This is a genomic window from Devosia sp. (genome assembly GCF_014860165.1).
GTDB lineage: Bacteria > Pseudomonadota > Alphaproteobacteria > Rhizobiales > Devosiaceae > Devosia.
Genome location: NZ_JACZKG010000015.1, coordinates 122,348 through 147,303, shown reverse-complemented (window position 1 = coordinate 147,303; position 24,956 = coordinate 122,348). Strand labels below are relative to the sequence as shown.

At 61.9% G+C, this 24,956-nt stretch carries 21 protein-coding genes; 2 read left to right on the top strand and 19 right to left on the bottom strand.

Going from position 1 to position 24,956, the window contains the following annotated elements; genetic code table 11:
- Positions 1 to 29 precede the first annotated feature (29 nt).
- The 15 genes from IH615_RS04190 to IH615_RS04120 all read right to left on the bottom strand — a co-directional run bounded on the left by IH615_RS04190 (position 30) and on the right by IH615_RS04120 (position 16,898).
- Complete coding sequence (locus IH615_RS04190) at positions 30 to 1,205, bottom strand: Gfo/Idh/MocA family oxidoreductase (RefSeq protein ID WP_291360062.1); 1,176 nt, start codon at positions 1,203 to 1,205, stop codon at positions 30 to 32.
- A gap of 66 nt (positions 1,206 to 1,271) precedes the next feature.
- On the bottom strand, positions 1,272 to 2,291 hold the full coding sequence (locus IH615_RS04185) for a LacI family DNA-binding transcriptional regulator (RefSeq protein ID WP_291360060.1): 1,020 nt from the start codon (positions 2,289 to 2,291) through the stop codon (positions 1,272 to 1,274).
- Between the two features lie 139 nt (positions 2,292 to 2,430).
- Complete coding sequence (locus IH615_RS04180; protein ID WP_291360059.1) at positions 2,431 to 3,927, bottom strand: GMC family oxidoreductase; 1,497 nt, start codon at positions 3,925 to 3,927, stop codon at positions 2,431 to 2,433.
- Positions 3,924 to 5,036 carry a sn-glycerol-3-phosphate ABC transporter ATP-binding protein UgpC gene (ugpC, locus tag IH615_RS04175; RefSeq protein ID WP_291360058.1) on the bottom strand — a complete coding sequence of 371 codons (1,113 nt, stop codon included), beginning with the start codon at positions 5,034 to 5,036 and terminating at the stop codon, positions 3,924 to 3,926. Before ugpC ends, IH615_RS04180 begins: the two co-directional genes overlap by 4 nt.
- Before the next feature lie 4 nt (positions 5,037 to 5,040).
- Positions 5,041 to 5,922 (bottom strand): carbohydrate ABC transporter permease, encoded by an 882-nt coding sequence (locus IH615_RS04170; RefSeq protein WP_291360056.1) that lies wholly within the window; start codon positions 5,920 to 5,922, stop codon positions 5,041 to 5,043.
- Positions 5,919 to 6,818: a sugar ABC transporter permease gene (locus IH615_RS04165; protein WP_291360055.1), complete on the bottom strand. Its 900-nt coding sequence runs from the start codon at positions 6,816 to 6,818 to the stop codon at positions 5,919 to 5,921. The genes IH615_RS04170 and IH615_RS04165 overlap by 4 nt, the downstream gene beginning before the upstream one ends.
- Before the next feature lie 114 nt (positions 6,819 to 6,932).
- On the bottom strand, positions 6,933 to 8,183 hold the full coding sequence (locus tag IH615_RS04160; RefSeq protein WP_291360054.1) for an ABC transporter substrate-binding protein: 1,251 nt from the start codon (positions 8,181 to 8,183) through the stop codon (positions 6,933 to 6,935).
- A gap of 46 nt (positions 8,184 to 8,229) precedes the next feature.
- The gene (locus tag IH615_RS04155; RefSeq protein ID WP_291360052.1) at positions 8,230 to 9,756 is read right to left on the bottom strand and encodes an aldehyde dehydrogenase family protein; all 1,527 of its coding nucleotides are present in this window, start codon (positions 9,754 to 9,756) and stop codon (positions 8,230 to 8,232) included.
- 2 nt (positions 9,757 to 9,758) lie between these two features.
- Positions 9,759 to 10,526: an enoyl-CoA hydratase/isomerase family protein gene (locus IH615_RS04150; RefSeq protein WP_291360051.1), complete on the bottom strand. Its 768-nt coding sequence runs from the start codon at positions 10,524 to 10,526 to the stop codon at positions 9,759 to 9,761.
- Entirely contained in the window at positions 10,523 to 12,094 is a 1,572-nt protein-coding gene (locus tag IH615_RS04145) for a CoA-transferase (RefSeq protein ID WP_291360049.1), read from the bottom strand. Before IH615_RS04145 ends, IH615_RS04150 begins: the two co-directional genes overlap by 4 nt.
- 437 nt (positions 12,095 to 12,531) lie before the next feature.
- A complete protein-coding gene (locus IH615_RS04140) occupies positions 12,532 to 12,975 on the bottom strand; it encodes a type II 3-dehydroquinate dehydratase (RefSeq protein ID WP_291360047.1) in 444 nt (147 codons plus the stop codon).
- Positions 12,972 to 14,279 carry a TRAP transporter large permease gene (locus tag IH615_RS04135; RefSeq protein ID WP_291360045.1) on the bottom strand — a complete coding sequence of 436 codons (1,308 nt, stop codon included), beginning with the start codon at positions 14,277 to 14,279 and terminating at the stop codon, positions 12,972 to 12,974. Before IH615_RS04135 ends, IH615_RS04140 begins: the two co-directional genes overlap by 4 nt.
- Entirely contained in the window at positions 14,276 to 14,794 is a 519-nt protein-coding gene (locus IH615_RS04130; RefSeq protein WP_291360043.1) for a TRAP transporter small permease subunit, read from the bottom strand. Before IH615_RS04130 ends, IH615_RS04135 begins: the two co-directional genes overlap by 4 nt.
- A gap of 72 nt (positions 14,795 to 14,866) precedes the next feature.
- Positions 14,867 to 15,847, bottom strand: coding sequence for a TRAP transporter substrate-binding protein DctP (gene dctP, locus IH615_RS04125; RefSeq protein ID WP_291360041.1), 981 nt, complete (start codon positions 15,845 to 15,847; stop codon positions 14,867 to 14,869).
- Between the two features lie 136 nt (positions 15,848 to 15,983).
- Positions 15,984 to 16,898: a shikimate dehydrogenase gene (locus IH615_RS04120; RefSeq protein WP_366484747.1), complete on the bottom strand. Its 915-nt coding sequence runs from the start codon at positions 16,896 to 16,898 to the stop codon at positions 15,984 to 15,986.
- Positions 16,899 to 17,046: 148 nt separating this feature from the next.
- Between IH615_RS04120 and IH615_RS04115 the strand changes: the two genes are divergently transcribed.
- Both IH615_RS04115 and IH615_RS04110 read left to right on the top strand, forming a co-directional pair.
- The gene (locus IH615_RS04115) at positions 17,047 to 17,721 is read left to right on the top strand and encodes a TetR/AcrR family transcriptional regulator (protein WP_291360039.1); all 675 of its coding nucleotides are present in this window, start codon (positions 17,047 to 17,049) and stop codon (positions 17,719 to 17,721) included.
- 122 nt (positions 17,722 to 17,843) lie between these two features.
- On the top strand, positions 17,844 to 19,736 hold the full coding sequence (locus IH615_RS04110) for a sugar phosphate isomerase/epimerase and 4-hydroxyphenylpyruvate domain-containing protein (RefSeq protein WP_291360038.1): 1,893 nt from the start codon (positions 17,844 to 17,846) through the stop codon (positions 19,734 to 19,736).
- A gap of 910 nt (positions 19,737 to 20,646) precedes the next feature.
- Here IH615_RS04110 and IH615_RS04105 read toward each other — a convergent pair.
- The 4 genes from IH615_RS04105 to IH615_RS04090 all read right to left on the bottom strand — a co-directional run bounded on the left by IH615_RS04105 (position 20,647) and on the right by IH615_RS04090 (position 24,909).
- Positions 20,647 to 21,879 carry a DUF2254 domain-containing protein gene (locus IH615_RS04105; RefSeq protein ID WP_291360037.1) on the bottom strand — a complete coding sequence of 411 codons (1,233 nt, stop codon included), beginning with the start codon at positions 21,877 to 21,879 and terminating at the stop codon, positions 20,647 to 20,649.
- A gap of 481 nt (positions 21,880 to 22,360) precedes the next feature.
- Positions 22,361 to 23,431, bottom strand: coding sequence for a saccharopine dehydrogenase NADP-binding domain-containing protein (locus tag IH615_RS04100; RefSeq protein WP_291360035.1), 1,071 nt, complete (start codon positions 23,429 to 23,431; stop codon positions 22,361 to 22,363).
- A 12-nt stretch (positions 23,432 to 23,443) separates the two neighbouring features.
- Positions 23,444 to 24,211 (bottom strand): amino acid ABC transporter ATP-binding protein, encoded by a 768-nt coding sequence (locus IH615_RS04095; RefSeq protein ID WP_291360034.1) that lies wholly within the window; start codon positions 24,209 to 24,211, stop codon positions 23,444 to 23,446.
- A gap of 32 nt (positions 24,212 to 24,243) precedes the next feature.
- Positions 24,244 to 24,909, bottom strand: a complete 666-nt coding sequence (locus IH615_RS04090) for an amino acid ABC transporter permease (RefSeq protein WP_291360032.1) — start codon at positions 24,907 to 24,909, stop codon at positions 24,244 to 24,246.
- Positions 24,910 to 24,956 lie beyond the last annotated feature (47 nt).

The window sequence follows — 24,956 nt, the reverse complement described above, 5'->3', positions numbered from 1 at the left end:
GTGCGTGCCGGAGTGGGGTGTTTTCGGCATCAGGAGGCCACTGCCGGGATGTCGACCCAGGCGCGGGTCCGTGAGGACTCCATGCATGCATCGATGATCTGGCAGATGTGGTGACCGGTCTCGAAGGTCGGCCAAGCCAAGGTATTCGTCGTGATCGAACGGATGACCTCGAATGCCTCTATGATCTTGCTCTCGTTGTAGCCGAGCGCGAAATTCGGCAGCGGAAGGAACGCCCTGAACGTTTCGTTCTCGGTACCGACGTCGATCTCGCGGAAGCCGCGGCGCCCCTCGCGATCATCGTTGGAATAGAAGCGGAGGCGGTTCACTTCGTCGTAGTCGTAGGCGATGCTTCCCTTGGTGCCGTAGACTTCATAGGTCTGCTTAAACTTGCGGCCCGTTGCGACGCGGCTGAAATCGACGATGCCGCTGGCCCCGTTCTCGAATTTCACCAGAAGGTTCGTCGCGTCCGGGTTGGTGACCTCGGCCATTTCCTCGGCACCGGTCAGTTTGCCGCCCTGCCCCATATTGCTGCCGCTGACGACGGGACGTTTCCTGGTGACGATGATATTGTCGGCAACCAAGGAGCTGACCCGGCCGACCAAGAAATCCATGAAGCTGAATACGTGGGATCCGGTGTCGCCCACGATGCCGGTCGGCGCCAGCCTGCCGTCCGCCCGCCACATGAAGGGCGACGTCGGATCGGCATACATGTCGACGTGCTGGCAGCCCTTGAACAGGGTGATTTCGCCGATTTCGCCGGACTGGATGATGTCCCTGGCCAGATCATGAACCGGGTTGCGCGGAAAGGCGTGCCCTACGCGGGTGATGACGCCTTTGGCCTTGGCGATATCGGCCAGTTCACGGGCCTGTTCTGCCGTGTCGGCCAGGGGCTTCTCGCAATAGACATGCTTGCCGGCCAGCAGCGCCGCCCTGGCAACTTCGTAATGGAGGTTGTCGGGCAGGCAGATGTCGATCAGGTCGATTTCGGGGTCATTGATGACCGACTGCCAGTCCTTCTCGATCCGGGCGCCCGGCGCGCGGATATCGGTATCCTTGAGCAGGGCCGGATTGTGTTCGACGAGCGCAACGACGCGCGCGGTGCCCCCGGACGTTCCGAGAAAGTGCGGGAAGGTATTGTAGGCCATGGTGTGGACCTTGCCCATCCAACCGGACGCTCCCAAGACGGCAACGCGAACTTCTCTCATCTCTTCCTCCGGCCTTGCGGCACCGTTGACTCTATCTGCGACGGCGCCCGCCCCTGACGGGAGCCGTCAATGCTTTCCGCTGCTCGACTGCCGGACCACCAGCGACACATCCGCCCGGTGTTCTCGCGGCGGGACTGTTCCAACCTCGAGCCAGGCAACGACCGTCTCGGCGATCGACCTGCCGAAGCCGGCGATGTCGCAGTGCACCGAGCTCAGGGCCGGCCAGCTGTGCGCCACTTCCTCGATATCGTCGAAGCCCACGATCTTGAGGTCGGAGCCGACCGTTCGTCCTATTTCGGCGCAACCGGACAGCAGGCCCAAGGCCACCTGGTCGTTGAAGCAAACCACCGCGTCGACATCCGGATGTTCGTTGGCCAGGATGCCCGCCATCTGCCGCCCAAAGGTTCTCGAAGCGGACCCGGTCAGCACCAGCGGCTCAATGCCCCTGCCCTTGAGGATGTCCAGGTATCCGGACAAACGCTCCCTGGTGACGCCGCGACCGTCCAGGCCGCCCACGAACGCGATCCGTTTCGCACCACCAGCGAGCAGGTGTTCGGTAGCCGCGCGGCTCCCGCTGACATAATCCGGCGCTGCAAATGGGAAGAGGTCGGTTCTTGGATCGACGTTGCGCAGCACCTGCATGGCCGGAATACCCGCCCGCTCGATTGCATCGAAGGTGGCCGCGTCATCGCCATAGGCAGGCGAGATGATGAGCGCGGCAACACCATGCTCGATCATTGCTCCGACCATGTCGGTCTGCAGTTTGGAGTTTTCGTCGGTGTTGGCGATGACGGCTGCGTAACCGCGGCTGGACAGTGCCATCTGGAGCGAGGTGGCGAACTCGCTGAAGAATGGGTTCCTCAGATCGTTGATGACCAAGCCAATCAAATCCGGATTGGCGTTCCGCAGCTTTGCGGCCGCGCGGTTGTAGACGTAGCCCATGTCGTTCATGGCGGCACGAACCTGCTCTCGCGTGGCCTCTTTCACGAGTGGGCTGTTTTGCAGCACGAGACTGACCGTGGACTTGGAGACGCCTGCCTTGCGGGCCACGTCAACGATGGTCGGTCTGCGTTCATTGTTCGCCATGGTCAGGTTCCTTCTCGACTCGGCGACACAAAGGGTCTGCCGGCTGAGAGAAAACCATAGCATTGGCCCGGGAGACGAAAGGTCTCATTCCCCTCAAACACCATCCGGATGTTGCCGCCTGTCCCCGCCATGATTCACCTCAAGCCGTGAACTCGTGCTGCGTGACATGTCGCGCAGCGCGGAGAGCCAATGCGGCAATCGTCAGTGCGGGGTTCACCGCTGCGGACGTCGGCAGTACCGATGCGTCGACGATGAAAAGGTTCTTGTGATCGAAGCTGCGGCAGGTCGTATCCACCACTGCCCTTTTGCGGTCACTCCCCATGCGGGCGGTGCCACATTGATGGCTGGGGGTCCGACGATCGAAAGCACTCGACAGGACGACGGGGAACCCAGCCTTGCGCAGGACGGACTTGAGTTTTGACACCAAGGCCAGATGCGCATCCCAGTTGGAGCGCTTCCAATCCAGCCTGATCTGGCCGTTTTCGACTGTCACCCGGCTCTCGGGGTTCGGCAGGTCCTCCGACATGGCGTAAAAGTCGACGGAGCGCTTGGCGATCCAGCTCGCCATGGGAGCCGGCAGAGGCGATGAGGAGGCCAGGATCTGCCCCGAAATTTTGCCCAGCAGCTGGACATTGCCCAGCGGTGTGTCGTCGTCCCCGCCGCGCAGATAGAAATCGTTGATCATCAACGTCTTCTGATAGACAGAGTCGTTCCTTCGAAAGGGATGCACGGCCAGGACAGCCGAGCAGTTGTGGTTCATGAAGTTGCGTCCGACCTGATCGGAGCTGTTGGCCAGACCATTCGGTCGATCCTTGTCGGCCGAGCCCAACAGAAGCGCCGCGGATTGAACGGCGCCGGCGCTGAGCACCACAATCGGTGCGGACAGCACCTCGCGGCGACCGCCACGCTCGACTTCGACGCCTGTGATTTTCCCATGCGCGTCCGCGATCAAACGCACGGCTCGGCATCCCGTCGCCAGGGTTACGTTGTCGTGGGCGAGCGCGGCAGCAAGGCCAACACTCTCTGCGTCGCTCTTCGCGCCCACGGTGTCGGGGTACGCGTCCCAAGGCGTCTGGGCCCGGGCCAACCAGCGGTCGATGTCAACGCCCAAGGGGAGACTGGACGGATGAAGTCCGACCGACTTCAGGCGACGACGGAGGTCAGCGATGGCCGGCTCGTCCGGTATGGGCGGGAATGGATATGCGCCTGAATGCGGCGGTTCGGTGGGGTCTTCCGTGGCAACGCCACGAACTCGATACAGTGTCTCGGCCGCCTGGTAGTCTGCTTCGAGGTCATCATAGGAAATCGGCCATCCTGGGGTCGTGCCACCGAGATGGCGAAGCGGGGCGAAATCCTCGCGTCGGTACCGTATGAGCACCGCTCCAAAGAACTTCGAGTTGCCGCCAGCGAGGTAGTAGTTGCCTGGGTTGAAGCCGCGACCATTGCCATCAAGCCATGTCTCCTTCGGTCGGAAATGGCCGCGACCGAAGATGGCGCCGGCATCGCGGGCTTCGGGGCTATCGAGCAGCCGCTCTCCCCTCTCGAGGATCATAATGCGCCGCCCCGAGGGCGCCAGGGCAGCAGCCATGGTGCTGCCGCCTATGCCGGAGCCGATGATGATGACATCGGGGTTCATCCGGGAATGCGGGCCTCTGTCTTGGGATCGAATACGACCGCCTTGTCCATGTTGACGGCGAACTCGAAGCGGTCGCGGGCCGCAACCGAAGCGTCAGCGCGCATGCGAGCCACCACGTCCCGACCAGAGACCGTCATGGTGACAAACGTGTCCGAGCCCGCTGGTTCAATGACAGTGACGACGTTGGAGAACCGCTGGATGTTCTGGGATTTGCGGTCCGCGCCATCGATGTCGGTGATCGCTTCGGGACGGATTCCGAGCAGGATTTCCTTGCCGTCCCAGCTCGCCAGGTTCTTCTGGCTGAACTGGAGTGACTGCAGCCTGCCCTGCGCATCGGCGATTTCGGCAAAGGCGACGCCGTCGCGCACCTTGATGGTGGCCGGCAGGATGTTCATTGCCGGTGAACCCATAAAGGTCGCGACGAACAGGTTGGCGGGCGTGTCGTAGATCTCCTTGGGCGTCCCGAGTTGCTGGATATAGCCCTTGTTCATCACCGCAATGCGGGTGGACAGGGTCAGGGCCTCGATCTGGTCATGGGTCACATAGACGATCGTCGTGCCGAGCTTCTGGTGCAGCTTTTTGATCTCGGTGCGCATGTCGACGCGAAGCTTGGCATCCAGGTTCGACAGCGGCTCGTCGAACAGGAACACGTCGGGATTGCGCACAAGCGCCCGGCCCATCGCTACGCGCTGGCGCTGACCGCCCGAAAGATGCCCTGGCTTGCGCTCAAGGAGATGGTCGATCTGAAGGAGCCTGGCGACATCGGCCAGCAGTCTGTCGCGCTCGGCCTTGGGCACGCCATGCATTTCGAGGCCGAACGTCATGTTCTGGGCCACGGTCATGTTCGGGTAGAGCGCATAGCTCTGGAAGACCATGGCGATGTTGCGCTTGGACGGATGCACGCCGTTCATGAGGCGGCCGCGGATGCTGATGTCACCCGTGGTGATCGGCTCCAGGCCTGCGATCATGTTCATCAAGGTCGACTTGCCGCAGCCGGAGGGCCCGACGAGCACGATGAACTCGCCCTCCTCCACCGAGATATCGACTTCGTGCAGCACCTGCACGGAGCCGTATGCCTTGGAGACGTGTGAGATATCGAGGAAACCCATGGGTTTAACCTTTCACGGAACCGGCCATGAGGCCGCGAACGAAGAAACGACCGGCGACGATGTAGACAAGCAGCGTTGGCAACGCGGCCATGATGGCGCCGGCGAAATGGACATTGTATTCGCGCACGCCGGTCGAGGAATTGACCAGGTTGTTGAGCGCGACCGTCATGGGCATGGCGCTGAGACCGGCGAAGGACGCCCCGAACAGGAAGTCGTTCCAGATGTTGGTGAACTGCCAGATGATCGTCACGACCGCGATCGGACCGGACACCGGCAGCATGATGCGCCAGAAGATACGGAAGAAGCCTGCCCCATCGATCATCGCCGCCCGCACCAGCTCGGTGGGAAACGAAGCGTAGTAGTTGCGGAAATAGAGCGTCGAGAAACCGATGCCGTAGACGACATGCACGAGAACGAGGCCCTGCGTGGAGCCTGCTATGCCCAGGATGCCCAGGATGCGCGCCATGGGAATGAGCACGATCTGGAACGGGATGAAGCAGGCAAAGAGCATCAGGCCGAAAAGCAGCGTGTCACCGCGGAAGCGCCACTTGGTGAGAATGTACCCGTTAAGGGCACCCAGCACGGTGGAGATGGCCACGGCCGGGACGACCATGAGGATCGAGTTGATGAAGTATGGGCGAAGGCCGGTCGGCGACACGCCGACCTGAGCGGTCGACCATGCGCTCAGCCAGGCCTCGATGGTCCAGGCCTTGGGCAGGCTCATCATGTCGCCGCCGGTGATCTCGCTCAGGGGTTTCAGCGAGTTGGTCAGCATGACGTAGAGCGGCAAGAGGTAGAACAGGGCGAACAGCACAAGGATCAGGTAGATGAACACCTTGGCGATCGAACCGGTTTTGACGGCGGTATCCTGGCTGGCGACACTCATTCCTTTTTCGCCCCCAGTTCGGAGTAGAGATAGGGGATCATGATGGCGGCCACTGTCATGAGCATGATCACGGCGCTCGCCGCACCAATGCCCATGGAGTTGCGGGTGAAGGTGTAGGAATACATGAAGGTCGCGGGTAGCTCGGTGGCGCGGCCTGGACCGCCACCTGTCAAGGCGATCACCAGGTCGTAGGACTTGATGGCCATGTGGAAGAGGATCACGAAGGCGGACAGGAATGCCGGGCGTAGCAGCGGGATGACGATCCGCCGATAGAGGGCGAAATTGGATGCGCCGTCGATCTGGGCGGCCTTGAGGATTTCGTTGTCGATGCCGCGCAGGCCCGCCAGGAACATCGCCATGACGAAGCCCGAGGTTTGCCAGACCGCCGCAATGACCAAGGTGTAGATCGCCATATGGCGGTCCTTGATCCAGTTGAACTGGAAGTCGGTCCAGCCCCAGAGGTGCATGGTGTTCTCAAGGCCCAAACCGGGGTCGAGGAACCACTTCCAGGCTGTTCCGGTCACGATGAACGAGAGGGCCATGGGGTAGAGATAGATGGGGCGCAGAACGCCCTCCCCCCGGATCTTCTGGTCGAGCAGGATCGCCAGGCCCAGGCCGATGACCGTGCAGATCGCGATGTACAACGCGGCAAAGATCACCAGGTTGATCAGGGCGGTGTTCCAAGCCGGCAGGCTGAACAGCCGGACATAGTTGTCGAGACCGACGAAATCGAAGCTCGGCAGCATCTTGGAATCCGTCATCGACAGATAGCCAGTGAACACGATGAAGCCGTAGACGAAGATCAGGATGGCGGCCAAGGACGGCGCCAACACGATCTTGGGTATGAAGTCCTGCAAGCGGGTTCGAAGGTCCGCTCTGGTAGTTCGGATAGGCATCGCGCCCTCCCAATTCCATCCCGGCAGAACGGCCGGAAGGCGTCGAAAGTAGGAATGAAAGCCGCGTCACGGCGATCGTGTGGGGCCGGGCCGGAGCCCGACCCCTGGGGGGAGTTACTGGGCGGAAGCCACGGCGTTGGCCAGCTCTTCGGCGGCCGCCGTCGCATCGTACTCGCCGTTGAAATGGGCGGTCACGACGTCGTAGATCGCATTCTTGACCGCGGCGGGGTTTGCATGGCCATGAGCCATGGAACCGAGCAGCGTGCCGCCTTCTGCTGCCGCTGCGAGTTCGGCAATACCCTGCTGGCCACAAGCATCGAACTGATCGCCGGGGACGTCGGTACGGGCCGGGACCGAACCCTTGACCGTGTTGAACGCGATCTGGAAATCAGGCGACATGATCGCCGATGCCATGGCCTCCTGGGAGGCAACGGCGCCCTCGCTCACCTTGAACATGGCGAACTGGTCGGCGTTGAATGTCACCGAGCCTTCAGAGCCCGGAACGCGGAAGCACAGGAAGTCCGTGCCCGGCACCTTTTCGGCACGCAGGAACTCGCCCTTGGCCCAGTCGCCCATGATCTGGAAGGCGGCTTCCTTGTTGATGACCATGGCGGAGGCCAGGTTCCAGTCACGACCAGAGAAGTTGTCGTCGACGAAGCCGCGCAGCGTTTCCATGCGGGTGAATGCTTCCACCATTTCGGGGGAATTGAGGGCGGCCGGGTCGAGGTCGATGAAGGCGCGCTTGTAGAATTCCGGCCCGCCGGCGCCGATCACGATGGAGTCGAACACCGTGGCGTCCTGCCAAGGCTGACCGCCATGCGCAAGGGCAGTGTACCCGGCATCCTTGGCTGCCTGGAGAGCTGCCACGAACTCTTCCCAGGTCTTCGGCTGGGCAAGGCCCAACTCGTCGAGGATTGCCTTGTTGGCCCACACCCAGTTGGTCGAGTGCACGTTCACAGGCGCAGAAACCCAATGGCCGTCATACTTCGCGAAGTTCTGCAGCGCCGCAGGAACGACCGCATCCCAGCCCTCGGCAGCAGCGACGCTGTCCAGGTTGCCAAGCGCGCCTTCGGCAGCCCAGTCCAGAATATCGAAACCGAGCATCTGCACGGCGGTCGGGGCATCACCAGCGGTTACGCGAGCGCGCAGCACCGTCATGGCACCTTCGCCGCCACCACCTGCAACTGGCATATCGAGCCAGCCGATGCCCTGCGTCTGTAGGTCTTCCTTGAGCACGTTGAGTGCGGCTGCTTCGCCGCCCGACGTCCACCAATGCAGCACTTCCACGTCATCGGCCAATGCGGCCCCCGACATCGTCATCATCGCAGCGGTTGCGATCGCCGTCGTCGTATAAAGTCCACGCATGAGGTACCTCCCTGTAGATGCGTTCGAATATCCTCTGACCATCCAGTCAGAGGGCCTTCACCCAAGGTGCTCGGGTGCGCCCGATGCGCATGACGAGTGATTTCACCTCGAGAAATTCTTCCAGGCCGTATGACCCGATCTCGCGGCCCTGGCCGCTTTCCTTCATCCCGCCGAACGTGAGCTCGGGGAAACCATCCATCCACGTGTTGCTCCACACCGTGCCCGCCTGGGCACGCCGCGAGAATTCGAGGACGGTGTGGACATTCTCGCTCCACACCCCGGCGGAGAGGCCGTAACTGGCGTTGTTGGCAATGCTGATCGCTTCGTCCATCGTCCGGAATGTCAGAACGGACAGGACCGGGCCAAACACTTCCTCGCGGGCGATCGCCATGTCCGGCGTAACGCCTGTGACAACGGTGGGCTGATAGAAGTCGCCCTTGAGACCAGGAACCTTGAGCCGGTCACCGCCCAGCCCGACCTTGGCGCCAGCGGCAACTGCTGCCTTGACGTAGCCGTCGACCTTTTCCTGGTGCTGCGGGGTGACCATGGCGCCCACTTGCGTGCGGGGGTCGAGCGGATCGCCGAAGGCGACGAGCCTCGACAGCTCGATCACCCGAGCCGTGAACGCCTCGGCAATGTCCTCGTGGACAATGATGCGGCTGCCCGAATTGCAGCATTCACCGGCATTGAAGTAGACGCCGAACGTCACCGCGTCGGCGGCGCTTTCGAGATCGGCATCCGCAAAGATGACCTGCGGGTTCTTGCCGCCGAGCTCGAGCGCCACCTTCTTGAGGGTGCCCGAGGCCGCGGCCGAAATGGTCTTGCCGACGGCGGTCGACCCCGTGAAGGTGATCATGTCAACCTCGCGGTGGGATGACATCAGCGAGCCGACCGGCTGTCCGTAGCCCAGAACGATGTTGACGACGCCTGGAGGCATCCCCGCCTCGTCGATCAATTCGCCCAGCATGGCAGTCGTGGACGGAGTCATCTCAGACGGCTTGACGACGCAGGTGCAGCCTGCAGCCAAGGCAAACGGGAGTTTCTGGCTCAGGATCCAGAATGGGAAGTTCCACGGCGTGATGACCGAGACGACGCCGATCGGCTCCTTGACCACGACGCCGAGAATATCCTCGCCCAACGTATTGTGGCTGTCGCCCTTGGTGGTGCGCGCCAGCGATGCTGCATAGCGCCACAGGTCGGCCGCGCCAGAGATTTCGCCGGTGGCCTGGGTGATCGGCTTGCCTGTCTCCAGGGTTTCGATCAAAGCAAACCGCTCGACATTGGCCTCGATCAGGTCAGCTACCTTGAGCAGAACCGCCGCCCTGGCCTTAGCCGAGATACGGCTCCAGATTCCGCTGTCGAACGCCGCGCGAGCGGCATGAATCGCTGCCTCCGTTTCCACCTCGGAGCCCTTGGCATTGCGGCTTACGACCACGCCGTGGGAGGGAGCGACGCGTTCAAAAGTCTCTCCGTCAGCACTGTCCTGCCATTTCCCGTTGATGAAATGGCGGCCGACATAGGGTTCGGTCGGCAGGCCGGTCTGAGTCGATGGGATGACGGTCATCGCGGTCATGGTCAGTTTCCTGAGAATTTGGGTTTGCGCTTTTCGCGGAAAGAGCCGACGCCCTCCGCCCGGTCGTCGCTGGCTGCAATGGCAGCGCTGCCAAGAGCTTCGACCATGGCTCCCGCATCTTCGCCGCGGGCAGCGTGGATCATGGATTTCGCGATCTCGACCGCGCGTGGCGACAATTCGCAAACCCGGGCGGCCATGGCGTCCGCAGCGGCCCGTGGATCATCTGCAACCTCAGCCACGAACCCGACCTGCAGGGCCCGTTCGGCGCCAATGCGACGACCGAAGATGGCCATTTCCTTGAGCATCGGCTCGGGCAAGAGCCGCGCCAGGCGCTGCGTGCCCGACCAGCCCGGCACGATGCCGATACCTGCTTCAGGCAACGCAATCGTGGCGCGCGGGGCCATGACACGGGCGTCACAGGCGGCCGCCAGTTCCAGACCACCGCCGAACGCATGGGCGCCGAGGACCGCGATGGTCGGCTTGGACAGCCGAGCCAGCCGGTCAAACATGCGGTGTCCACCGCGCACCCAGTTGCGGGAGAATTGCGCCGGTGTGAGGTCGCCCCAGCCGTTGATGTCGGCGCCAGAGCAGAATGCCTTGGACTCGACGGCGGTGACCAGAACGCAGGCAATATCGCCGTTGTCCTCGATCTTTTCCAGGTGAGCGGCGAACTGGGTCAGCATGTCGACGGTGAAGGCGTTCAGCTTGGCCGGATTATCGAGGCGTATTTCGGCGACGCGTCCGCTGATCTCGAAGTGAACCTGGCTCATGGCTGCCACCCCATCTTTCCGGTACCGAGCAGGCTCAGCGGCATCGTCACGGCGTCGGGAGCAAGCCGCACCCGGCCCTGGCTGGCGTCCACAATGCTCACCTGCGGGTCGATGCCGGGCATGATCTCGGTCGCCAGCAGGCCTTGATCGGTCAGGCGCATGACGCAGCGTTCGGTGACGTAGAGGACGTCCTGCCCGATCTCGCGCGCCCGACGCCCCGAGAAGGTCACGTGCTCAACGCGCTCAACCATTTTCGTGAACTTGCCGGGCCGCTCGATACTGATGCCCTTGTCGGTCAGCGCAACCTGCGCACCGGCTTCGAACCAGCCGGAGAACACGATCTTGCGGGCATTGGAGGTGATATCGACGAAGCCGCCGCAGCCCGCCGTCAGGTAGGGCTTCTTGCCAAGCTTGGAGACGTTGACGTTACCCTCGACGTCCACTTCCATGAATGACAGGAACGACATGTCGAAGCCTGAGCCCTGGAAATAGATGAACTGCTGTGGGGACGGCATGTAGGCGTCGGCATTGGCGGCGCAGCCAAAGGCAAAATCGGTGAGCGGCATGCCACCGACGGCCCCCTGCTCGATGACCCAGGTGACAGCCCTTGGATGGCCTTCCTCCAGCAGGATACGCGGCACCTGCGCGCTGATGCCAAAGCCCAGATTGGCGGTCATGCCGCCTTTCAGCTCCATCGCGGCACGCCGGGCGATGACCTTCTCGACGCCGTGCTCGGCCAGGCGAAAGCTATTCCACGGCCGCATGACCTGGCCCGAGATCGCAGGGTCATACGGTGTTTCGCAGGTCTGCATCTGGTCGGGATCGATGACCACCAGGTCAACAAGGTGTCCCGGCACCCGAACGTCATGCGGGCGCAGCGAACCGGATGCCGTCACCCGCTTGACCTGGGCGATGACGAGACCCCGGTTGTTCCGGGTTGCGATGGCCTGTTCCAGCCCGCCCAGATAGGCACCTTCGTGCTCGTAGGTCAGGTTGCCCCATTCGTCGGCCGTGGTGGCGCGGAGGATGCAGACGTCGGGATATATGTTCGGAAAATGGAGCCACGTCTGGCCGCCGAATTCGACACGTGAGACGATAGGAGCTTCTGCGCCCTTGTCATTCATCGCGCAGCCTTGACGGATCGGATCGGCGAAGGTGTCCATGCCGACTGATGTCAACACACCAGGGCGGCGCGCCGCTGCTTCCCGATGCATGTCGAACATGACGCCGGACGGTACATTGTAGGCGGCAACGCGGTTCTCGACGATCATGCGCCAGATTTCCGGCATCGGCAGGCTCGACGGGCCCGATGGGTAGGAGCCGGCGAGAACGCGGCTCAACAGACCATCCTTGGCGATGTGGTCGATCCCCTTGACGCCGTACATGTCGCCGGCAGCGATCGGATGAAGGGTCGTCAGGTTGCGAGGATGTCCCTCAGAAACGAACCGTTCGCCAATGGCTTTCAGGACCAAATCCGGGCAGCCCAGCGACGAGGATGACGATACGGTCACCACGCAGTTGTCCGGAATTCGAGCAGCCGCTACCGCGGCGCTGACAATCTTTGTCATCGCTGTCTCTGTCAGTTTCGAACACGGTGGATCGCCTGGACAATGTCCAACGCGAAGAGTCTTGCCCTCCCAGGACCGCCGCCCCATTCGGGATCTGGCTGCCTATCGTCCTCCCGCTCCGATCAATTTGGAACGTTCCTATTGGCTAATGGATCGTTCCAAAGTCGTCAAGTGCATTTTGGAACGATCCATATCAAATCTGATTGGACAGCCGGGAATCTTCCGATACTCACGGGTGTGCCCTGCTAAGCCCCCATGGGACGGGTACATTCGATCGGCAGGATGATCTCACTCGCCATCGGTGATGCGCGACAGGCCAGCAATGTCAGGGAGCACGGCTTCAGGCCCGGAACCCGCGATACCGGCACGGCCCACGATCTCGCCGGGGCCGCACTTCGGAACTTGTGAAAGTTGCCGACGGCCGAACTGGTCCCTTGCTATCCGTCGGCACGCAGTCCGATCATATCCAGCATCGCCCGGATCGCCGTCGCATAGCCCGCCGCTCCCAGCCCGGCCATTACGGCATCCGCCCGCATCGACACATAGGAGCGGTGATAGATCGGCTCGCGCTTGTGGATGTTGGAGATGTGGAACTCGATGACGGGGCCTTCGAACATCTTGAGCGCGTCCAGCAGCGCCAGCGAGGTGAAGGTGAAGGCGGCGGGATTGATGACGATCCCTGCCCCCTCGTCGATCGCCTCGTGCACCCAGTTGATCAGAGCTTCTTCGCTGTTGGTCTGGTGGAACACGATTGGCCGCTCGCCTGCCGCATTGCGGCAGATCTGCTCGACCTCGGCCAGCGTCGTCGTGCCGTAGATATCGGGCTCGCGCTTGCCCAGCCGGTTGAGGTTGGGGCCGTTGAGAACATAGATCGGTTTCATAGAGCGGCTCCATAGCCGAACATTCTGGGCAGCCACAGCACCGTCTCGGGCACGAAGGTGAAGATGATAAGCGCCAGGATCAGGCCGAGCAGGAACGGCATGACGTCGGCCACCAACGCCTTCATCGGCGCGCCCGATATGCGCGTCATGATGAAGAGCAGCAAGCCATAGGGCGGGGTGACCAGACCGAGCATGATATTGATCACAACGACCACGCCGAAATGCACCAGGTCGATTCCCAGCGCCGAGGCGGTGGGGATCAGCACCGGTACGATGACCAGCAGGATGGTGGTGCCCTCCAACAGGCAGCCCAGCACGAGCAGGATGATGTTGACAGCAATCAGGAAGGTGATCGGGTTGAGGTCCCACGACAGCAGCAGAGCGCTGAGGCTGTTGGGAATGTTCTCGATGGTGACGACATAGTTGAATACCAGCGCCCCGGCGATCAGCATGCCGATCGAGGCGGTGGTCTTGGCTGATGTCAGCAGGGCCGCATAAAGGTCGGGCCAGCGCACACTGCGATAGATGACAATCGAGACGACAAGGGCATAGAACGCCGCTACAGCGGCGGCCTCAGTCGGCGTGGTGATGCCGCCATAAATGCCATACATCAGCACGACGGGCATGAAGAGCACCGGCAGCGCGTGCCAGGTCATTTTGGGCAATTCGCGCAGCGGCACCGGCTTCTCGACCGGGAAATTCTTGACCCGGGCCGTGACGGCGACCTGGATCATCATGAAGCCGGCCATCATGAGCCCCGGAACAACGCCGGCCAGGAACAGATAGCCGATCGAGGTATCGGCAATCAGCGCGTAGAGCACCATGGGGATCGAGGGCGGAATGATCGGCCCGATCACGGCCGTCGCGGCGGTCAGCGCAGCGGCGAAGCTGGGCGTGTATTTGCCGTCCTGGGTCATCATGTGCTGCATCATCTTGCCCGAGCCGGCGGCGTCGGCGACGGCCGAGCCGCTCATGCCGGCAAAGACGATGGATTGCAGCACATTGACCTGCGCCAGGCCGCCGCGGAAGCGGCCGACCACGGCATCGCACCACTTCAGCAGGCGCTCGGAAAGGGTGCCCGAATTCATGATCTCCGCGGCGAGGATGAAGAGCGGCACGGCCAGCATGATGTAGTTGGAATACATGCCGTTGAGGAACTGCTCGGCGACGATACCCATGTCCTGCCCGCGCATCAGCAGGTAGAGCACCGAGGCGCAGATCATGGACAGGCCCATAGGCAAGCCGAACACCGACAGGACGATGATCAGGCCAAGCGCCATTGTGAAAGCGGTGGAGAGCATCATACGCCAGAACCTGCCCTGGTCGGATCGAAGGCCTCGGGACCCTTGCCCCAAATGGCCTGGGAGCCCAGCCAGAACTGGCGGACGATCGTGGCCACCGCGAAGATGGCGTAGATCGAATAGAGCCAGTCGAAGCGGATATCGAGATAGGCGGTCTTCTCGACCTTCATGAAGGCGATGTAGTCAATGACAGCCGGCAGCGAGATCGAGAAGAAGAAGATCAGCGCGATGGCGGTGATGACCACCAGACCCCGCCTCACCCGGTCGCTGACTGCCGCGTAGAGGATATCAAAGCGGATTTCCTCGCTGTCGCGCACCACGAAGGCGGTGCCGAACAGCACCATCCACAGCCACATGATGACGCTGATCTCATGCGTCCAGCCGATCGGTAAATTGAGCAGGTAGCGGAAGACGATCTGCAGGATGAAGACCGTGAACATCACGGCGAGCATGGCTGCGAGCAGGTTCTCGGCGCGGGCGTGCAACCACGCCCCGATGCCGGCAAGACGAGAATTCATCACCGCTCTCCAGTCGGCAAGAGACTTGTGGATGGTGGTGCCGGCGAACCGGAACCACCATCTGGGAGGAGCCTAGAGTGCGTTGATGCGATCGACCACACCTTCCGGCCAGTCCTTGGCCAGGTCGGAATCGAGATACATCTGCTGGGCGTGGCTGCGGAAGGCATCCACGTCGGGCTCATAGACATTGAGGCCAACGCTGCGGAAACGATCGGCCAGCTCGGCTTCGCGCGACAGATGCTCGGCCTGGCTGAAGTCGATCGCGGCCGTGGCGGCGGCCTGTACGGCGGTCTGCTGCTCTGGAGTCATGGCGTTCCAGGCATCGCCCGAGATCACCAGCAGGTCATAGCCCACCAGATGCGACGTCAGCACAATCTGCTTCATGACTTCGTAGAACTTCATGTTCTCGACATTGGGAAGCGGGTTGTCCTGGCCGTCGATGGCGCCGGTCTGGAGGCCCGTATAGACTTCGGCATAGGCCATTGGCGTGGGATTGGCGCCCAGGGCCGTGCCCAGGAACTGCCAGGCGTCGCCACCGGGCATGCGCAGCTTGATCCCGGCCATATCGGCGGGAGTCTTGATTTCCTTGTCGACGCGAAGGCCGACCTGGCGGGCGCCGAAATAGGTCGGGCCCAGAATGTGAATGCCGAGCTGTTCTTCGGCCATGGCCTTGAACTCGGCGCCAACTTCGCTGTCGAAGAATGTGCGCAGATGGGCGGCGTCACGGAACAGGTAGGCCGAGGTCAGCACGGACCAGGCCGGGATCTGGTTGGAGATGTCCTGCGGGGCGATATTACCCATTTCGAGGTTGCCGCGCTGCAGAGCCACCAGTTCAGTGCCCTGCTTGAACAGCGTGCCGCCGTAATAGGGCTCGAAAGTGTGACTGTCGGCGATCTGCGCGGAGAACAGGTTCATCATCTCGGCCCGGATATCCTGGTCCGAGAATACAGCCGAGAAGCGCAGCACCGGCTTGTCCTGCGCCAAGGTGGGCATGGCGGCTGCCAGCAGCAGGCCTCCCACCAGCAGGGCGCGGCGCGTCATTGCAAAAGTCATCGTCATCCTCCCAAAATTGCCTGACCTGCAGGCCCATCCTCACCGGACGACGCGGCTATATGCCGTCATTTTTCGTCCTTGTCTCACAATGTACGAAATAGTTAGTTTAAGTCAATGCCAGTTGTCGTCGTGCCGTTTAGTCGGCCAGGGCTGCCTGAAACGTCTGCGTCATCGCCCCGGCGTCCGGCTTGATGCCGCAGAACAGTTCGAAGGCCCGCACCGCCTGGTAGACCGCCATGCCACCACCCGGCAGCACGCGGCAACCGAGGCGGCGGGCCTCAGCAACCAGGGCGGTTTCGAGCGGAAAATAGACCACATCGGCAACCCAGTGCCGCGGCGCGATCAGCCGGGCCGACAGCGGCAGGCCGGGATGCTTGGCCATGCCCACTGGCGTCGTATTGACGATGCCGTCGGCGAGGCTCGCCGGCACCGCGAGGTCGTCCACCACTGCGATATCGGCACCGAACAGCCTCCCGAGGCGGTCCGCCAGGGCGTGCGCGCGCGCCGGATCGGTATCGAAGATATCGAGGCGTCGGACGCCCTCCTGCAGCAAGGCCTGCGACACCGCCGCGCCGGCACCACCCGAGCCAAGTTGCAGCACCCGCTCCATCGCCACGCCAGCCAGGCCCTCGCGGAAGCTTTGGGCAAAGCCCCAGCAATCGGTATTGTGGCCAATCGTGCGATCCTGACCGAAGACGATGGTATTGACCGCCCCGATCGCCGCCGCATCGGGCGCCAGGCCATCGAGCAGCGGCATTACCGCCTGCTTGAACGGATAGGTGACGTTGAGCCCGGCAAAGCCGAGTGCCCGCGCTTCCGCCAGCACTGCCGGCAAACTGGCATCGTCGAAGCCGAGACGATCGAAGTCGATGAGATGGTAGCGATAGTTCAGAGCAAGACGCTGGCCTTCGCGCTCATGCATGATCGGGGAGAGCGACGCACCGATGCCGCGTCCCAGCAAACCTATGGTCACGGCACCCCTATCGGGTAGCTGGCCATTCAGCACGCTCGCGCGGAGGGTCTGCCCCGGCTGGTCGGTGGCGGTCTGCAAAGGCAAGTCTCCCTACCGGCCTCTTGCCGCCCCCAAGCGACTTGGCCTTGTCTTTCACGCGCCGCAGCCGATAAATGCTGCAAGGCGATTTGCGGCAAAATGTACGAACTGGTTAGTTTAGTCAATTGCCGGTGGGGATAGCGACGGCATGGGCACTCCGGTTTCAACGGCGAAGACGAAGTCAACGCGGACGCAGGACCCCGAAGGGACGCGGCAGAACATCATCGAGGTGGCGGCACAGGAATTCGCGCTCAATGGCCTGGCCGGCGCCCGCATCGATGAGATCGCCGCCAAGACACGCTCGTCCAAGCGGATGATCTATTACTATTTTGGCGACAAGGAGGGCCTCTATATCAGCGCCCTCGAAAACGCCTACGCCCAGGTGCGCGACGGCGAGGCCAAGCTCGACGTGGAAGGGCTGCCGCCGATCGAGGCGCTGCGAAAGCTGGTGGAATTCACCTTCGATCACCATCGCCAGCATGAGGAATTCATCCGCATGGTGATGATCGAGAATATCCACGGCGCCGCCTATCTCGAACGCTCCGGGGTGATCCGCGATCTCAACGTCACTGCCATCGGCCATATCGAGGCAATCTATGCCAAGGGCCTGGCCGACGGGCTGTTCCGTCCCGGCCTCGATCCGCTCGAAGTGCATTGGCAAATCAGCGCCCTGTGCTTCTTCAACGTCTCCAACCGCGCCACGTTTTCGAAGATTTTCGGCAAGGATGTGGGTGCACCGGCAGTGCAGGAGTCGCTGCGCCGGCACACCGTGGAGATGGTTCTGCGGTTCGTGGTGCGGGATGAGAAGCTGGGCGGGATCTAGGCCGATCGGCACGCGGTTCAGTACGGACTTCCCAGCCGAAGCTCCAACCTCTTCCAGCGCTTCTTGCAAATGTACTAACTAGTTCGTACTCTTTGCCGATGACGTCGGGGAGGACGGATCGCATGCTCACTTCCATAGCCACCGTCTCAATCAGCGGCGACCTCCGGGAGAAGCTGGAGGCCATTGCGGCGGCCGGATTCGACGGCGTGGAAATCTTCGAGAATGACCTTCTCGCCTTTGATCGCTCGCCCCGCGAGGTCGGGCAGATGGTGCGCGACCTCGGCCTCACCATCACCCTGTTCCAGCCCTTCCGCGACTTCGAGGGCCTGCCCGAGCCGCAGCGCAGCCAGGCCTTTGAGCGGGCCGAACGCAAGTTCGAACTGATGAGGGAACTGGGGACAGACCTCATGCTGGTCTGTTCCAGCGTCTCGCCGCTGGCCTTGGGTGGGATCGACCGGGCGGCGGGTGATCTGCGGGAACTGGGCGCGCGCGCCGCCCGGCACGGCGTCCGCATTGGCTATGAAGCCCTCGCCTGGGGACGACATGTCAACGACCATCGTGACGCCTGGGAAATCGTGCGCCGAGCCGATCACCCCAATATCGGGTTGATTCTCGATAGCTTCCACACGCTAGCGCGCGGCATTGACCCGGACTCGATCCGGGCCATTCCGGGCGACAAGATCTTCATCGTGCAATTGGCCGACGCTCCACGCATCGACATGGACCTGCTCTATTGGAGCCGCCATTTCCGCAACATGCCCGGCGAGGGCGACCTTGCCGTGACCGACTTCATGCGCGCTGTTGCCGCCACCGGCTACAACGGCCCCATCTCACTCGAAATCTTCAACGACCAGTTCCGATCCGGCTCGCCCCGTACCATTGCGGCAGATGGCCATCGCTCGCTGGTCTACCTGATGGATCAGGTGCGTAATGCCGAACCTGACATCGCCATTGACGTGCCGGTGCTGCCGCCGCGGGTCGATGTGCATGGGGTGGCGTTTGTAGAATTCGCCGCCGACGAGGCTGAAGCCATGGCGCTTGCCACGCATCTGCGACAGCTGGGCTTCCGGCTCACCGGGCGGCACCGGGGCAAGGCGGTGGAGCGTTTCACCCAGGGCGAGATCAATGTCGTCATCAATACCGAGCGGGAGGGACTGGCCCATTCGGCCTATCTCACCCACGGCACATCAGCCTATGCGTTGGGCATGATGGTCGATGATGCCACCGCCACGGTGGAGCGGGCCAAGGCCCTGGGCGCGCAACTGTTCAGCCAGCGCGTCGGACCGGACCAACTCAGCATTCCGGCCATTCGCGGCGTCGGTGGCGGGGTGATCTATTTTCTCGACGAGAAGAGTCCGCTGGGGCGTGTCTGGGACATCGAATTTGATGCTGTGGAGGACCCGACGCCCAGCCTCGATGCGGGGCTGCGGCGCATCGATCATGTCGCCCAGACCATGAACTACGAGGAGATGCTGACCTGGATCCTGTTCTATCGCTCGATCTTCGTGGCCGAGAAGAGCCCGATGGTGGATGTCGTTGACCCGTCGGGCCTGGTGCGTAGCCAGGTCATCGAGAACGTGTCCGGTTCGCTGCGATTGACACTCAATGGCGCGGAGAGCCATCGGACGCTGGCGGGCCGGTTCATTGCCGAAACCTTCGGCTCCAGCGTTCAGCATGTGGCCTTCGCCACAGACGATATCTTTGCCACCGCCGCCGCGCTGCAGGCCAATGGCATGAAATCACTGGAGATATCGCGCAACTACTATGCCGACCTCGAAGCGCGGCTGGGGCTGGCACCCGCGTTGATCGCGCAATTGCAGGCCGCGAACATCCTCTATGACCGCGACGCCAATGGCGAGTTCTTCCAGCTCTACTCCACCAATGTGGGCGAGGGTTTCTTCTTCGAGATCGTGCAGCGCAGCGGCGCCTATGGCGGTTACGGCGCGGTCAATGCCCCCTTCCGCATCGCCGCGCAGAAACGGCAATTGCCCCCAGTCACGATTCCAAAGGAATAGCGGAAACGGGCAAGGACGGCCGGCCGGTCGCGACGTGACTGAGATTGAAAACCTGGTTCTCGAAAGCGATGGCTCGATCAGCGCATCACTGCGTGCCAAGCCTGCAATCGTATCCGCATAAGCAGCTGTCCTGCTTTGAACCGCGTGCGGCCTTGTCAGGGAACGAACAGGGGAATTCTGACGGGCGTATAGTCGTCAGCCAGCTTCCAGACCAGTGCTCTCAACCTAGTCACAGGGCCTTGGGTTGCCAGGGTTTCGCCCAGCGCAATCTCCGCCGCATGTATCGGACTGCGCGCCTCCACGTGAACACAGATCGCTTTGTCCGGTACACCGCTCGCGTCCACAGGCTGTACAGAGAAATTGTCGAGAGACTTCATGAAGGCAGTGTTCGTTGAAGAGGTTAATGACGTGACAACGCAGAGTTAATCCGGCAGTTTCACCATCGCCCACCTCCGATAATGACGATTTCGTGTCCAAAGGTTGACCAAATTCGGCATCGGGGGATAGTTTTTCCGGATGGAGGGCGCTGCCCTTAAGCTCCTTTTCACCGTATGGCGGCGTCCTCCACCGCGTCGAACGACGTCTCTTTCTGACAACTTTGGCGTGGGACGGTCACCCGGAATTTTGGCGGATGAGACCAGCGGTGCACCCCTGCTGATCCTTTGAGACTAATGGTCGGCCTATCGCGCAGTTGATGCGGATCGCTCCTAGTGCGCTCAGCGTTGTGGTCCCACCGAACGACTTGCGATCAAAGAGCTGACGTCCGACTGGTCCTGTTGGGGAGGTCGCGATGACCCAGCACGAAGACGACCCATAGGGAGAATTCCCCTTCGTCGTGCCAGTAAAAGCTGCCTGTGTCGGCTTAACAATCCGTTAAGGTTAGGGCCTGGGCACAACGTGTTGGACGGGATTAGGCGCCCTCTGCAAAACGGGCCGCAGGATGAAGCGCCTGCAGATCTCCTGGAGCCTTTAGCGCTCGTCGTGCCCGCTGGGCCGCATCTTCAGCGGCACCTATTGCTGCCTGCCGGAGGTGTGGATTGAGCTGCGCAATGATTTCCAGGCTGTGAAGAAGGCGCAGCACAACCTCAATCAGACCGGCACCATCTCGTGCAATAGGTCGAAAAGCATCCTCCAGCAGGTCCTGGGGATCGAGAGCCGGAACGAAGATCCGGTCGTTCCCCACTCTTGCTGGTGGGCTCGGCTGCCAGTCCGAAAGCAGCCTAGTCAAAGTACCAATGACATAGATGGCAGTGCCGGGGTCATTCACACCCGGCGAAAGCGCGCGATCAGCAATTTCGGCGAGGACCACCAATCCGAACCGAGGATCACTGTCGAAGCTACGTTGATCGCCTACGACGAAAGATGCCACCAGCTTGGACCGAAGTTCGTCGCTGACCTCGCCATTCACTATCATCAGCGGGCGTGCTGGAGAAACATAAGTTCCAGGGCGGGAGCTGATGGCTATCTGAAGGTCATGTTCGGTAGCAAGCCTTTGCAGTCGTTTGGCGTCGAAGTGCTGAATATAGCCCAGTTCCTTGGTGCCTACCGCAACCCCTTCAAACGCCCCTTCCAGCAAGCGGCAATCGAAAAGCGGGTGTTCCATTAGGGTATTGCGCGCAGTAGCAGTGGCCGCTTCGACGCGGTCGACTGTATGGCCAACGCGTCCAATGTCTGAAATCTGTGCAATCCACCGGATGAGGGCAACAACCACAAGGGCGACCACACCAAGCGTCACCGAAAACAGCAACATCCTTCCTGCCGGGCTGTAGATACCGGCAGAAAGGCCAAGAATCGCGAGAATGGAAAAAAGGAAAGCTCCAATGAAGACCGATATCGAGGTCTGAGCAGATAGATCACCTATGATGAGCTGCGCGGCACGCGGCGTGGTGGAGGCCGACGCCGCTGACAATGCAGCGACCAAGGTGGACAGGGCAAACACCGACACAGTGAGCAGACTGGTCGCCAGGATCGCCAGGACAGATTGGACGGCCTCCTGGGAGATAGTGAAGGGAAGCTCCTCAGGTGCCCAGCGTGCAAGGTAGAAGGCCACGAAAATGGTCAGTAGGGCCACCGCCGAAAAAACTGCGGGCAAGAACCACATCCGGCTCAGCAATTGCCGAAGGTAAAACGATATCTGACTCATTCGGGACGCTTCGCTGTGGCGTTGCGCAATGAGACACTCATCGTGCCATCGCATTCGAGCACGAGGTAGCCAACATCTGCGACGTCCCTGCCACCTGAAGCTCGGCTTGCGTTGAGCACCTCGTCCTCCCAGGACATCTTTGTCCAGTTCATACAGGCCTCTGGTGGCCAGACGTCACACGAATGACGCAAGCCAGGTCCCGCGACGGTTCGGATAGCTGAACAGCGCCATCGGGATGAGGCCGATGGTAGACAACCAAGGGGAGCCCGACTGGTTCCGCGAGAGACCGTTCTCCGAACATGCTAGACGGTGTTCAATGCCATGCCCTCATTGGAGGCGGAGATGAGCGATGCTTCCCGGCGCCCTGCAAGCTGAAGACGCCCAGCTTAGGGTGGTAGGTGTCACCCAAACCCACTTGAGCAGTAGCACCCCATGCCCGCGGCCCACCTTTCGCGGCGGGTCACCTTACAGCGGCTTGCCCTTAATCTAGAAGAGGCGCCAAAAATCGGTTCTGGCCTATTGCAGCCAAGCTGACCGCCTCATGGCGAGCCACCCCCCCGGCCCCAATCTTGCCTGCCTCGATCAGGTCGATCATAGTGCAAAGATGTGCAGCCGAGGTGTGACTGAGGGCGGAGACCGGGAAAGGGCTGCGCATCGGCTCGTGGTAGATCTTTCGGACGAAGGAGCGTTCCGCCGGCACGCCCTGGTGAAAACCGCGGACGCTGATGAAGATCACCACGACATCCTGAACCACATCAGGCACCCCGAAACGCAGGACGGTGCGCAGCATGTCGCGTCGCCGTTTGAGGCCAAGATCCTCGAAGAGAAAGCGAGCCAACGTAAGGTGGCCGGGATAGCGGATGGTGCGGAAGCTGAGGTTGCGGACCTTGTGCTGCAGCGCCGCGCAGAGGCTCCCCATGCCGCCGGCCGTGCTGAAGGCCTCGTAGGGACGACCATTGAGCACAAAGCTCTCATAGTCCTGCAGCGGGGCGGTGCTGACCAGCTTGCCTTCGACAATGCCTTCGCAGAGGCCGGTATACTCGGCGATGAGGCCGTCGACATCCCAGGAGAGTCCATAGCCGAAGCCGTTGGAGGGATGCACCGGCAGTCCGCCGACGCGGACCACCATGTCGATGGGGCCTTCGAGCGCATCGACCAGTTCGACCGCCAGATTGGCGACGAGGCCCGGCGACAGGCCGCAGCCGGGCAGGATGACCTTGCCGTGGCCAGCCGTGGCGGCGATTTCGCTGACCGGGGCGGTGTCTTCGGCGGTATCGACGTAATGGACGCCAGCTTCGATTGCCGCGCTGACAATGGCAGCGGCGAGGCGGGTGGGCGCGGCATTGACCACAATATCGAAGCCGGCCAGCGCCTCAACGCAATCCTTGCGGCGCGACGCGTCGAGGTGGCGTGTGCGGAAGCCACGCCTGGCGGCCTGGTCCAGGGCCTCCTGCGTCACATCGGCGACTTCGGCCTCGTGGCCATCGGCACCGGTCAGCAGGCTCGCCACCGCCAGGCCGATGCGGCCGCCACCAATGATCAGGACCTTCATGACACACTCCGATCAGGCATTGAAGCGACTGAGGAAGGCCTGTAGCCGTTCGCTGGCCGGGTTGCGGATGACGGTATCGGCCGTACCCAACTCGGCGATGACGCCACCATCAATGAAGGCGACGCGATCGGCCACATCGGCCGCGAAAGCCATTTCATGGGTGACGATGGCCATGGTCATGCCATCATGTGCCAGAAGACGGATGACCTGCAGCACCTCGCCCACCAGTTCCGGATCAAGGGCGCTGGTGACTTCGTCCAGCAACAGCACGTCAGGGCGCATGGCAAGCGCCCGCGCGATGGCAACGCGCTGCTTCTGGCCGCCGGACAGGTGGTTTGGATAGGCATCGCGCTTATCCAAAAGGCCGACCTTGCCAAGCAATTCCATGGCGCGTGCCTCAACTTCGGAGCGCGGCTCCTTGAGCACGGCGATGGGTCCCTCGCAGATATTCTGCATCACCGTCTTGTGGGGGAACAGGTTGAAGTGCTGGAACACCATGCCGACATGGCGCCGCAGCTCGCCACAGCCGATATTGCCGCCACGCGACTGGAAACGGTTCTCCACGCGGCGGCCGTTATAGGCAATCTCGCCAGCAGTGGGGACTTCGAGCAGGTTGAGGCAACGGATCAGCGTGGACTTGCCCGAGCCGGACGGGCCAATGATAGCCAATACCTCGCCGCGATGCAGGTCGAGATCGACGCCCTTGATCACCTGGAGCTTGTTGTAGCTTTTCTTAAGGCCCCTGACGGTCAGGATGGGCTTGGCATCGGTGGAGTGCATGGTCGCTTCCCCTGAAATTGCTGACACGTCCATCAGTCACTCACCCGCATGCGATGTTCGACATAGTCGGCGGCCTGGGTCATCGGGAACAGCACGACGAAATACAGCAGGGCGACGATGGTAAAGGCCTCCAACGGTCGGTAGGTCTGCCCGTTGACGACGGCTGCCATATAGGCCAGCTCGCCCACAGAGATCACCGAGATCAGCGAGGTGTTCTTGAACTGGATAACCGACTGGTTGATGAAGGATGGCAGCACGCGCTTGAAGGCCTGCGGGATGATGATCCGCCACATGACCTGACGGTCGGACATGGCGATGGCCTTGGCCGCCTCGGTCTGCCCCTTATCGATGGACAGGATGCCGCCGCGGAAAATCTCGGAATAGAACGAGCCCGCATAGAGCGACAGGGTCAGCATGGCGGCCACATAGTTCTCAATGGTGACGCCGATCAGCAGCGGCAGCGCGTAGTAGAACCACATCAGTTGCACCAGCAGCGGCGTGCAGCGGAACACTTCCTGGTAGGCACGCGACAGCCCGCTGATGAACCGGAACCGCGACAGGCGGCCAAAGCAGATGACCATGCCGATCACCACGCCCACCACGATCGAGCCGAGCGTGTAGGCAAAGGTCAGCCACAGGCCCCAGGCGAAGAGGTCCCAGAACTGCAGGACGGTGTTGAAGTCCCATTTATACGGCATGGCGCATCCCCTGAAGAAGTCGGCCGGGGCGGGTGCCGCCCCGGCAT